At 37.6% G+C, this 11,876-nt stretch carries 7 protein-coding genes; 3 read left to right on the top strand and 4 right to left on the bottom strand.

Going from position 1 to position 11,876, the window contains the following annotated elements; genetic code table 11:
• Positions 1-9 precede the first annotated feature (9 nt).
• The 4 genes from IC610_RS09180 to IC610_RS09165 are packed head-to-tail and all read right to left on the bottom strand — an operon-like array spanning position 10 to position 6,298.
• Positions 10-840, bottom strand: a complete 831-nt coding sequence (locus IC610_RS09180) for a CheR family methyltransferase (RefSeq protein WP_191736591.1) — start codon at positions 838-840, stop codon at positions 10-12.
• A complete protein-coding gene (locus tag IC610_RS09175) occupies positions 840-1,205 on the bottom strand; it encodes a response regulator (RefSeq protein WP_191736590.1) in 366 nt (121 codons plus the stop codon). The genes IC610_RS09180 and IC610_RS09175 overlap by 1 nt, the downstream gene beginning before the upstream one ends.
• A 7-nt stretch (positions 1,206-1,212) precedes the next feature.
• Entirely contained in the window at positions 1,213-4,824 is a 3,612-nt protein-coding gene (locus IC610_RS09170; protein ID WP_191736589.1) for a response regulator, read from the bottom strand.
• A 4-nt stretch (positions 4,825-4,828) separates the two neighbouring features.
• Complete coding sequence (locus IC610_RS09165; RefSeq protein ID WP_191736588.1) at positions 4,829-6,298, bottom strand: hybrid sensor histidine kinase/response regulator; 1,470 nt, start codon at positions 6,296-6,298, stop codon at positions 4,829-4,831.
• Between the two features lie 397 nt (positions 6,299-6,695).
• Here IC610_RS09165 and IC610_RS09160 point away from each other — a divergent pair, with 397 nt between their 5' ends.
• The 3 genes from IC610_RS09160 (at position 6,696) to IC610_RS09150 (ending at position 11,759) form a co-directional block, all read left to right on the top strand.
• The gene (locus IC610_RS09160; RefSeq protein WP_191736587.1) at positions 6,696-8,933 is read left to right on the top strand and encodes a hypothetical protein; all 2,238 of its coding nucleotides are present in this window, start codon (positions 6,696-6,698) and stop codon (positions 8,931-8,933) included.
• Between the two features lie 42 nt (positions 8,934-8,975).
• The gene (locus IC610_RS09155; RefSeq protein ID WP_191736586.1) at positions 8,976-9,212 is read left to right on the top strand and encodes a hypothetical protein; all 237 of its coding nucleotides are present in this window, start codon (positions 8,976-8,978) and stop codon (positions 9,210-9,212) included.
• 105 nt (positions 9,213-9,317) lie between these two features.
• A complete protein-coding gene (locus IC610_RS09150) occupies positions 9,318-11,759 on the top strand; it encodes a DUF5686 family protein (protein WP_191736585.1) in 2,442 nt (813 codons plus the stop codon).
• Positions 11,760-11,876: the final 117 nt, after the last annotated feature.

Here is an 11,876-nt window from a genome sequence, read left to right as displayed (position 1 = left end):
TGATTCATCTTAGTGATGTTCTGTTTTTTTCCAGATTTTCTGTTCGCTCACGGTTTCATAGGATTTTTTAAGATTTGAAAATCTCAAAGTTTCTTTTGAACCTAAAGCAAGATAGCCTAAATTCTCTAAACTGTCATCAAAAAGTTTAAAAACTCTTTCCTGCAGATCTTTTTCAAAATAAATCAAAACATTTCTGCAGATAATCAACTGAAAACTGTTAAACGAGCTGTCTGAAACCAAATTATGTGTTGATAAAATGAGTTTTTTCTGAAGGCTCTTATCAAACTGTACGCTGTCGTAATTCGCTGTGTAATATTCAGAAAAATCCTTTTTCCCTCCCGAAAGCATATAATTTTCTGAATACTGCTTCATTTGATGCATTGGAAAAACACCGGATCTAGCCTGTTCCAATACCGATGGATTTAAATCTGTTCCGTAGATGAGGCATTTATCATAAAGCCCTGCCTCCTTCAGCAAAATCGCCATCGAGTACGCTTCCTCCCCCGTTGAGCAACCTGCCACCCAGATTCTTATGAGAGGAAAAGTTCCCAGATGCGGCAAAATCTGCTCTCTCAGTTCTTTAAAAAACAGAGGATCACGAAACATTTCTGTGACGTTCACCGTGATTTCTTCAACAAAACGTTTCAGATAATCCGGTTCGGTAATAATCGTATAACGAAGTTCTGCAAAGCTGGTAAATTTATCGATAAGACACAGTCTGTTGACTCTTCTTTTGAAAGATGCACGGCTGTATCTTGAAAAATCGTAGCCGTAAAGATCGTAAACATCCCTGATGAGATATTCTACTTCTTCGTCTTTTACAATACTCGGCTCCAGCATCACGTAATATTTTGAATTGCTTTTAATAAAAGTTCCACGTTAATCGGTTTAGTGATGTAGTCTTTTGCTCCGGCATCCAGACATTTTTCGCGATCACCCGTCATTGCCTGAGCGGTTACTGCAATTACCGGAATATCTGATATTTCAGGGGTTTCTGAGATTATTTTTAAAGCCTGATATCCGTCTTTCTCCGGCATCATCATATCCATTAAAACTACAGAAATATCTTTATTTTCTTTAATTACTGACAGTGCTTCATCTACCATTGACGCATCCAGAACTTCAAAACCTTCAGATTTTAAAGTAAGTTTCAGAGCGAAAATATTTCGCGGATCGTCATCTACAATTAAGATTTTTTTCTTCATCTTAAAATTAATTTTCGTAAAGCCAAACCCTCAAAAGTGACAGCAACTGATCAAGATCAACAGGTTTTGAAATATAATCTGAAGCACCGGCATCAATACATTTCTGACGGTCGCCCACCATAGATTTAGCCGTCACAGCAATAATCGGCAACTTAGAATATTTCTGATTTTTTCTGATTTCTCTGATGGTTTCGTAACCGTCCATTTCAGGCATCATCATATCCATCAAAACCACGTCTATATCTGAATTTACCGCCATCTGTTCCATCGCCTGTTTACCATCCATCGCGACCACAACTTCTACCTGGTATTTTTCCAAAGCTTTGCTCAACGAGAAGATATTTCTTGCATCATCGTCGGTGATCAGAATCTTTTTTCCATTTAAAACTTCTGAAAGTGATCCCAGATTTTTACCCGAAGAATAATTTTCTTTTGAATTTTTCTCTTTAACCAAATGAAGGAAAAGCCCCACCTCATCCAAAATTCTCTGGTAAGAATGGGCAGTTTTTACCACGATAGAATCTGCATATTCTCTTATTTTGAGTTCTTCTCCGGCAGAAAGACTTCTTTCGGTGAAAATAATAATAGGAAGATTTTCTAAACCTTCGTAACTTTTAATTTCTTCAATAATCTGATATTCATTTCCTTTTGTGGCTCCAACATCCAGAATCACACAGTCTGTATCTTTCTGCGTAAGTGCTTTTACACTGTCTTCCACATTGGTTTCTACGGAAAGTGTTATGTTGAAATTGCTCAGAAAATAAGACAGTGCCGAAGCATGTTTTGCATTTTCTTCTACAATTAAAACTTTTGGAGATTTCTTTAAAGCATCTTCAAGTTTCCTGAAAACTTCGGTCATCTGATCCAGGGCAACCGGTTTTGAGATAAAATCAATGGCGCCTTTCATCAGACTTTCTTTTTTCACCTGCAGGACAGACATCATGTGAACAGGAATATTTTTTACTGATGAATCAGATTTCAGCTGTTCCATCGCCTGCCAGCCGTCCATTACCGGAAGCTGTACATCCAGAAGTATGGCAACAGGACTGTATTTTCTGGCTGCCTCGAGAGCATGGTCACCCCGTACAACTGCTACTGCTTTGTAACCGTTTCTCCTTGAATATTTTAATAATGCCTTGGCAAAATTGGTATCGTCTTCCACAATCAGGATTACCTTATCGTCTTCCTGAATGTTGTTTCTGTCGTCTTCGATTTCGTCTGGAATATTGTGTACCGGTTGGGTAATTACTTTAACGGCATCTTCTGATCCTTCAGCCAGATTGATAATTTCTTCCACATCGGTATGAATTACATCCAGAATTTCTTTTTCTACAGTCTGCGGATTTTTTTTAACAGCATTTTTCAGCGGAATAATCAGGCTGAATTCACTTCCAATATTCTGCTCACTTTCAAGAACCAGTTCTCCTCCCAAAAGCTTTGCAATTTCACGGCTGATGGAGAGCCCAAGACCTGTACCTCCGAATTTTCTTCTGGTAGAACCGTCAGCCTGCTGGAAGGCTTCAAAAATAACCGCCTGTTTGTCTTTGGGTATTCCAATTCCTGAATCTTTAACTTTAAAAATGATGAAATCTTTCTTTTTATGATCAGGAAGTATTTCTAAATCGATTTTTCCTTCAGAAGTAAATTTTAAAGCATTTGAAAGAAGATTTCTCAAAACCTGATCGAGCCTCATTCTGTCTGTGACAATCTGCCCCGAAGTTTTATCTGAAATGTTGATGTTAAATTCCAGGCCTTTTTCACGGATAAGCGGCTGGAACATTTTTCTCATATCCTCTGCCACATCACTGATCTGTACCGGTAGATATTCAAGATCCATTTTTCCGGATTCTATTTTGGCCAAATCAAGAATTTCATCGATAAGCTGCAGAAGACTTGTTCCCGAACTCTGAATTACCTTCGCCGATTCTACCTGATCATCATTGAGATTTTCTTCAGAATTCTCAGCCATTAATCTTGACAAAAGAAGTATCGAATTCAGCGGAGTTCTCAATTCGTGAGACATATTTGCCAAAAATTCTGACTTATATTTTGTACTCAGCGCAAGTTCTTCCGCTTTCTTCTGAATTTCAATATTTCTTTCAGCAATCAGATGATTTTTTTCCTCAAGGCTTTTTGATCTTTCCTCCAATTCGGCATTGATCTGCATCAGCTCTTCCTGCTGTACCTTTAGCTCTTCTTCAGAGGCCTGAAGTTTTTGAGTTTGCGCTTCCAGTTCTGTATTCAAAGATTCAAGTTCAGAATGCTGCACCTGCAGTTCTTCCGCCTGAGTCTGGGTTTCCTCCAAAAGACGCTGTTCTTTCTCGCGACCTCTGGCTGCATTAATGGCAACAGCAATGTTTGCAGCACTTTCAGTAAAATACTGCAGACTGTTTTCATTAAAATTTTCTGCGGATGAAAGCTCAAGCACACCATAAATCTGCCTTCCGGACATGATTGGCAGCAATGCTATACTTTTAATTTTAAGTTCGCTTCCTGCAAATGTCGCTGTAAAACTGTCATCATTTAAATCATGATAAACTTTTACCTTTTTCTGCAGAAAAGTCTGGCCAATCATCCCTTCACCTGATTCAAATATGGGTTTCATATTTTTTTCACGGCCGAATGCATGTGAAAGTTTTAAAACTCCGTCTTCCAGAAGATATATAGCACCGTTAATACAGTTTCCATAATTGATCAGCTGATTTAAAGACTCCTGAGAAACGTCTCTCAGGGTTTTATTTCCCACGAGAGATTCATTAAGCGCAACAAGACCTTTCTGTCTCCAGTCGCTTGCGTTGATCACATCAAAAGAAGTTTTCAAAGAATCTGTCATGTTATTGAGAGATTCTACAAGGTCACCTAAATCATCCTGAGAATTATCTGATGCCTTTTGGCTGTAATCACCCTGTGCTACCCTGTTTGCAACTTCTTTTATTGCATTTACCCTTCTTGAAATCTCGTGATCCTTGGTTTTTAGCTGACGTTCGAGCTTTTCTCTTCTTAAAAGATCATTTTTAAGTTTAAAATAGAAGAAAATAGTGACCACAACGGCGGCAAGTGTAGAAAACAGGATAAAAATTACTGTTGTAGTGGTAGAAGTATTCAGATTTCTGTCTTTTCTGGCCAGAACACCTTCTTCGTATTTTACAAATTCCCGCACGATTTGCCGGCAGTTGTCCATATCTTCCTTTCCGGAAAGCATTTCTGCTTCAGACATAACAGTACCGTTTTTCCGGCGGTCTACAAACTGTTTCAGTTTACTGATTCTGCTGTTGACATTATCTTCAAGCGCTGCAATTCTTTTTTGCTGACTTACATCTGTAACTTCCTGTTCCGAAGCATTTTCCATAGCCTTGGGAAGGGCAACCATACTCAAATTGTACGGTTCCAGAAAACTGGTTTTTCCGGTGAGCTGATAACCTCTGTTGCCGGTTTCGGCATCCAGAAGCGCAATCATCACATCTTTCATTGCCGTGATGGCACGCTTACTTTTTGAAAGTTCTTCTCTGTTGTTGATCTGACGCTGATAGCTGAAAAACGATGCCACGGAACTTAAGATCAATACTAAAAGTGAAAAACCCACTCCGTACTGTAAATTTCTCAGGAATTTTTTAGCCATAAAATTAATTTAAAGGAAGTGTAAAATAAAACGTTGAACCTTCACCTACAATACTTGAAAGACCGATATTGCCATGATGTTGCTTGATGATTTCTGCACAGATGTACAACCCGATTCCCATACCCTGAAACTGTACTGAAGATTCTTCTACCCTGTAAAATTTCCGGAAAACCGCATCCTGCTTGAAATCCGGGATACCGATCCCGAAGTCTGTGACGCTCACTTTCACCTCATCATCATCTGCGAATGTGCTGATGATAATCTGGTTGTTCTTCGGCGAATATTTGATGGCATTGGTTAAAAAATTGATGATGACCTGCTCGATTCTTACCTCATCAAAAAGAAAAGTCTGACCCGGTCTTTTACCGTGCCAGTCAATTTTTAAGTCAAGATGATCATGGGTCTGAATAATGGTATCGATCGCATTCTGGATAACACTTTCCAGATTACCGGATTTTCTGTTGATTTTCAGTTTTCCGTTATCGATTTTGGAAACATCGAGTAGATCGGTGATGAGATTATTGAGTTTATCAATCTGATCCTGAGTGCGACTAAGATAGCCAGCTTCAGCACATTCCGGTGCCAGTCTGAGCTTACGTACTAACAGCTGAATATAAGCTTTTATACTGGTGAGCGGAGTTTTAAGCTCATGACTTGCAATACTTAAGAACTCATCTTTTTCTTTTTCCACCTTTTTCTGATCTTCAATATCAGTAAAGGTTCCCACCCAGTTTTTTACGCTTTCTCCCTCAAGTACCGGAGACATTTTAAGCAAATGATATCTGAAATCACCCGAATGCAGGTTTTTGATTCTTGCTTCAAGCTCAAATGCCTTCTTCTTTTTTCTGAACCGCTCAAATTCTTCATGAATATTAAGATCATCGACATGAGTTTCAGGAAATTCAGTTTCTTTGTCTGAATATTGATACCATTTTCCGTTTACAAAATCTACATCTCCGTTTTGGTTTAAAGTAAATGCAATCTGTGGCAGTGCTTCAAGCATGAGATGGAAGTGATCAATCCTGGATTTCATACTCACCTGCATTTCGCGGCGGCCTTTTATCTCGAGCTCGAGGCTCTGCTGGTTTTTTTTAAGTGCAATGCTCTGCTCCTGAAGATTGTTGAAGGTTTTCACTTTCAGCATCAGGATTTCAGGATCCACAGGCTTGGTTACGTAATCGATTCCACCGGAGGCATAGCCTTTTGCAATGAATCTTTTATCGGTATTAACTGCGGAGAGAAATATAATGGGAATTTCTTTGGTTTTACTGTATCCGGAAAGGGTTTCTGCCACCTCAAAACCATCCATATCAGGCATCTGAACATCAAGGATGATAAGAGAATATGTTTTTTTTAAAGCTTTGGTGAGGGCCTCTTCTCCTGATGACGCCGTATCAACAGGAAAATCCTGAGATTGAAGCAGTCTTTTCAGTGAGAAAAGATTATTTTCATTATCATCTACGATTAAGATCATGAGTATTAATTCTGATTGGAATGTTTGGCTTGCTCATCAAAAATAGTGCTAAAAATCGGAATAACACCAACTTTTTTACCGCGGGAGAAACTTGTGGTACCCTGTTCACCGGCCAAATATTTTAGGTTGAGCGGTTTGAAGTTTAATTTCAAAAATTTTAATTCACGATATTATTTTAGATCTGCTATAATATTTTGTGATATTATTTTAACAGATATTTTATTATATGATCAGTTATGAACAAGTCGTAAAATTCAAATTTACCGGTCATTAAAAATTATCAAACTGGAAATCATATCATGTTTATATTTTCCATTTTTAACTTTCATTCACAAAAATTTATAATTTAAAACACTCAAAATCTAATCGATATGCTTAATTTTGAGGCTGATTTAGTATGAAAAGTTTTTTCACGTTTCTTTCCTTATGCATGATGATTTTTGGTTTTTCTCAATCGAAGAGTAAAACTGCAAACTCTGAAAACGGAAAAATTCAGGAAATTGAAACCATAATTCTGGAAAACAAAAGTGATCCCAAAGCACTCGAAATATTAAGAAAGGCAGACCGGCTTTATTATTCTAATTCTCCCCGCAGCCTCGATTCTTACAGTTATAAAGCCTACGAAAAAGTTTCTCTTGATATTGATCAGGACAGCATATCCAATTTTAAGGAAGCCTTCAATAAAAACATCCATCTATTCAACAAAAAAAAGCGGGATTCGCTGAGTGATATCTCGGCAAGACAGATTTTTGCAAGGAGCAAACTTTTTCTTTGGGAACGCGCACAGGAATTTAAATATTCCAAAAGATTCGGCGAAAAAATAAATATTTTAGACAACAGAATATCAGGTTTGAAACAACCGATCAATGAACTGATCACACTTCAGAGCAACAGAAACAAAATTCCGCATCAGATTACTCAGGAAAACCGCAGTCTCTACCATTTTTTTCTTTCAGATACAATTGTAATGGATGGCAGGAAAACTTTTGTCATCAATTTCAGGGAAGTCAGTTACAGGAAACCCGTTAAAAAAAGGAAATTTACAGGAACCGTTTACATTGATACCGAAACTTTCGGCATCAAAAAAATTGAAAGTCTGAGCAGGGAAAAGGACGAAAGCAGGGTCTCAAGTACATGGATTTACTACAATTCCAAATGGTTTTTGGCTGAAGAAAGAGTGAAGATGGAAATGAGCAGAATGGTGATGGAAGAAGATGCCGAGCAGGAAAACGATCAGGCAAAACGTCCACAGAAAAAGATCAGGAAAAGCTTTGGAACCTACGCTTATCTTTACGCTGAATATTTCGATTTTCAGTCTCCGGTTGAGGAGAACAAGAGTGACTTTAAAGGATATACTTTCAATCTTAAAAATGCCGACGGAAAAACACTTGATCAATACCGGACAAGACCCTTGAGTGACCGCGAAATGCGGACCTACAAAACAATAGACAGTCTTGGGAGGATTTACAGAATCGACAGTAAGGCAAAATTCGCCACTGGTTTGATCAACGGACAGATCAGAATTAAAAGTCTGGATTTTGATGTGGGCGAGCTCGTCAACTACAACCTTTATGAAGGACTGAGAGTAGGTATAAAAACCAAAGTCAACGAAAATTTCGATGCCTACGTTTCGCCGGACTATTACATCGCCTACGGTTTTAAAGATGATTCGTGGAAATACGGTTTGGGGATTGATTTTAAAACAACATTAGAAAAAAATTCGTTTTTCAGAATAGAATATACCGACGATGTTTTTGCCTCAGGAGAATTTCACCGCCGGCTCTGGAATTTCAAAATGCGGATGATGAACTATGGAAACAATATCAATAACGATAAATATTATCATTACAAAGGTGTTTCTCTTTCTTATTTAAACGATGTTTCCAATGGTTTGACTTTGGCTTTTGCGGCAAGAAGAAATTTTGAGGAAGCTCAGTTTGATTATAATTTCAGAAATGAAGGTGCCGGATTTCACAATTTCAACACACTTTTCACACTGAAATATTCGCCAAATTCTACGAATATTATGACGCCACAAGGGAAATCTATTGTGGAACAGAGAAATCCTGAGCTGTATTTTAATTTTGAAAAAAGTTTCAGTGCTTTCGGTGGAGATTTTAATTACACCCGTTTTGATGCGCTTTTTATTCACAATTTCAAAACTTTAATCGGAACCACCGGCTTCAGACTCTACGGAGGAATGGTTTTTGGCGACGCTCCGATCTGGAAAAACTTTACGATGAACGGGATGGCTTCCAACAGCCGTGACCTTAATTTTAACCTTACTTCTTTCCTTGGTTTTGCAACGCTGGAGGGCGGAAAATATTACAACGACAGATTTATCGCCTACTATTTTACTCATCAGCTGCCATGGTATTTTAAAAGTTTTGGGCAGAACGTTTCAAGTGTAGATTTGGTCTTGAGAGGAACGCTTGGTGCGATGAAAAGGCCGCAGAATCATCAGTTTGATTACCAGCAGCTCGACAAACTTTATCAGGAAGTTGGCCTGGAATGGAATAATTTTCTTTCAAGCTATTTCAACTTAGGACTTTTTTACCGTGTTGGATATTATACAACAGGAAATTTCAAGGAAAATTTCGCCCTTCAGTTTAAACTGAAACTTTTGCAATTTTAAATTTAAACAGAAATATTTAGCTTTGCACTCAGTAAATATTTTATGAAATCAATCGAAATAAAGGCCGATCCGTTTTTTGAAACTTTAAAACTCAGAGATGTTTCCATGTGGGAAATTTTTGCGCAGATGATAGACGGTGAAGAAAAAGAAATTATTTTTTTAAACGAAGACGACACTATTCTCTTCAACTACATTTTGCCTGTAAATAAAGAGAAACTTGATGAAGACCGTAAAGAATTTTCAAAACAGTTCACTGAAAAACTTTCACATTTAAACTGAAAATTCCGTTAGGAAATTTTAAACATATTTCTTGGCATTGTTTTTTCTTAGGCAAAAGGTATGTCTTTCAGCAGAAAGATTTACCTAAACACCTTCAAAAAATTTATGCAAAAAATCTTTATCTTCATGTTTGCTGTAATCTGTGCGTCTTTACATTCGCAGTCTAAGATTATTGTAAAAAATGCAGCAAACCAACAGCCTATTTCAGGTGCGACCGTGAAATGTGGCAGAACTGTTTTAGGAAAAACCAACGCATCGGGCGAACTTGAATTTAAAACCAAATGCAAAAAAGCCGACGTTTCTGCTGCCGGTTTTTATGAAGATGAAGTCGTGGTAGACAAGGTGATGGAAATCTTTCTAAGCACAGAAGACCCCAAAACAAAAACAATACAGGAAGTTACTCTCGATAACAAAAGTGATCCTGAGGCTCTGCGTATTTTACGTGAAGTGAACAACAGGTACAGAGAAAATTCACCTCAGAGTCTTCCATCCTACTCTTTCAAATCGTATGAGAAAATCTCTCTCGACATTGATGAAGACAGCATAAAAGCATACAATTCATTTATCACAAGAAGAATAGATTCGTTACAGAGCCTTCCGGAAACACCGATGAAAGCGGATGATAAAAAAGATTCTCTGGAATCTGTAAACATCATGAAACTGGTAGGAAGCAGCAAAATGTTTTTGTGGGAACGTGCATCAGAGTTTTTGTATTCTGAAAAACATGGCGAAAAAATAAATATCCTCGACAACAAAGTTTCGGGGATGAAAGAACCGATTTACGAGTTGATTGCCTTCCGTTCCAACCGGAGCGATATTCCAAAGGAGATAAAAGAAGAAAACAGAAATCTTTACCGTTTTTTCCTGACCGACTCTATTGAAATTGACGGAAGACAGAATTACGTGATCAGATTCCGTGAGGTCGGATACAAAAAGATTCAGAACAACAGAAAATTCAACGGTTACATTTACGTAGATAAAGAATCTTATGCCTTGAAAAAAATCGAGAGTAATTCTAAAGTAAAGAGCGACGGTACCATCACAAGCATCTGGAAACCAATCGAAGGAAAATGGTTTCTGGTAAAAGAAGATTTTAAACTTAAAATGGGCTCTGCAGCCTTCAATCTCGACGGAGATAAGGACGAAAAAGAAACTGAAGAAAACAAAAAACTTAAAAAGAAATTCGGAACTTATGCATTTGCTACAGCAGATTATTTCGATTTTAAAACCAATCCTGAAACCAATCCTAAAAATTTTAAAGGATACAGCATCAGCGTAGAAAACACGGACGGCAGCACAATAAATCAATACAGAACTGAAGAACTTTCTGACCGTGAGGAAACGACTTATACAAAAATCGACAGCCTAAGTAATAAATACAAACTGAATCAAAAAGCAAAAGCTTTAGCCGGATTGGTTCGCGGAAAACTCCGTTTGGGAATGGTAGATTTTGATCTTTCAAGAATCATCGGATACAATAAATACGAGCATTTCAGACTGGGAGCAGGAGCAAAACTGAACGAAAGATTCAATAAATACATTTCTCCTGATGCCTACTTTGCTTATGGAATTTACGATAAAGATTTTAAGTTCGGTGCTGGTGTAGACATCAGAACAACCCTTGAGAAAAACTCTTTTTTCAGAGTCGAATATTTTGATGATGTGATGGCAGCAGGACGCTTTTCAGAAAATCTGTGGAACTTCAGAATGAAACTGATGAACTCGGGAGTAGCCATCAACAACAATGTTTTCAACGGTTACAGAGGATTCAAAGTAAGTTATGAAAATGACCTTACCAACGGATTGACCTTAAATGTTTCCGCAAAAAGAACAACTGAAGAAGCACTTTTTGATTATAATTACAACAATATGGGAAGGGAATTTGACTTCGCGTCCTCAACGATTACTTTAAAATATTCCCCGAACTCTAAAAACATCATGACTTCACAGGGGAAATACACGTACGATCAGCAGTTTCCGGAGTTTTATTTTAATTATGAACAGGGATACAAAACTTTAGGTGGAGATTTCAATTTCAGCAGATTAGATGCTTTGATTTCTCATAATTTCAAAACGAAAATTGGGGTCACAGGCGTTCGTCTTTACGGTGGATTGATTACGGGAGACGCCCCGATCTGGAAAAATTTTACAATGAACGGATTGGCCAATGGCAGAACCGGTTTTAATTTTAACCTTACTTCTTACATCGGATTTGCGACAATGGAAGGCGGAAAATATTACAGTGATAAATTTGTAGGAACCTATATTACACACAGAATTCCTTGGTACTTTAAAAGTATCGGGAAAAATGTTTCAAGTTTTGATCTGATCTACCGTGGAATCATCGGCGACATGAAAAATCCTGAATTGCACCAGTTTGAGTTTCAAAAACTGGATCACCTGTACAACGAAGTAGGCTTGGAATGGAATAATTTCCTTTCTTCACAATTCAATTTAGGGTTTTTCTACCGTGTAGGACATTACAACACGCCAGGTTTTAAAGATAATTTTGCAGTGCAGTTTAAATTTAAAATTTTAGGATTCTAAGATATGAGTAATGAGTAATTGGCAATGAGTAATATGAAGCCTCTCTAAATTTATTTTTGAGGGGTTTTTTATTTGAAACATTGAGATCAGGAAGTTTTTAAGATGGATCAAAGATTT

It is taken from the genome of Chryseobacterium caseinilyticum (assembly GCF_014837145.1).
In the GTDB taxonomy this organism is placed as follows: domain Bacteria; phylum Bacteroidota; class Bacteroidia; order Flavobacteriales; family Weeksellaceae; genus Chryseobacterium; species Chryseobacterium caseinilyticum.
Note: the sequence above shows the minus strand (reverse complement) of the source record. Positions and strands in the feature narration are given on the sequence as shown.

Bases quoted from the DNA above. Each gene is read 5' to 3' on its own strand.
- IC610_RS09175 (WP_191736590.1), bottom strand. From the start codon at position 1,205: ATGAAGAAAAAAATCTTAATTGTAGATGACGATCCGCGAAATATTTTC.
- IC610_RS09165 (WP_191736588.1), bottom strand. From the start codon at position 6,298: ATGATCTTAATCGTAGATGATAATGAAAATAATCTTTTCTCACTGAAA.
- IC610_RS09180 (WP_191736591.1), bottom strand. From the start codon at position 840: ATGCTGGAGCCGAGTATTGTAAAAGACGAAGAAGTAGAATATCTCATC.
- IC610_RS09155 (WP_191736586.1), top strand. From the start codon at position 8,976: ATGAAATCAATCGAAATAAAGGCCGATCCGTTTTTTGAAACTTTAAAA.
- IC610_RS09150 (WP_191736585.1), top strand. From the start codon at position 9,318: ATGCAAAAAATCTTTATCTTCATGTTTGCTGTAATCTGTGCGTCTTTA.
- IC610_RS09170 (WP_191736589.1), bottom strand. From the start codon at position 4,824: ATGGCTAAAAAATTCCTGAGAAATTTACAGTACGGAGTGGGTTTTTCA.
- IC610_RS09160 (WP_191736587.1), top strand. From the start codon at position 6,696: ATGAAAAGTTTTTTCACGTTTCTTTCCTTATGCATGATGATTTTTGGT.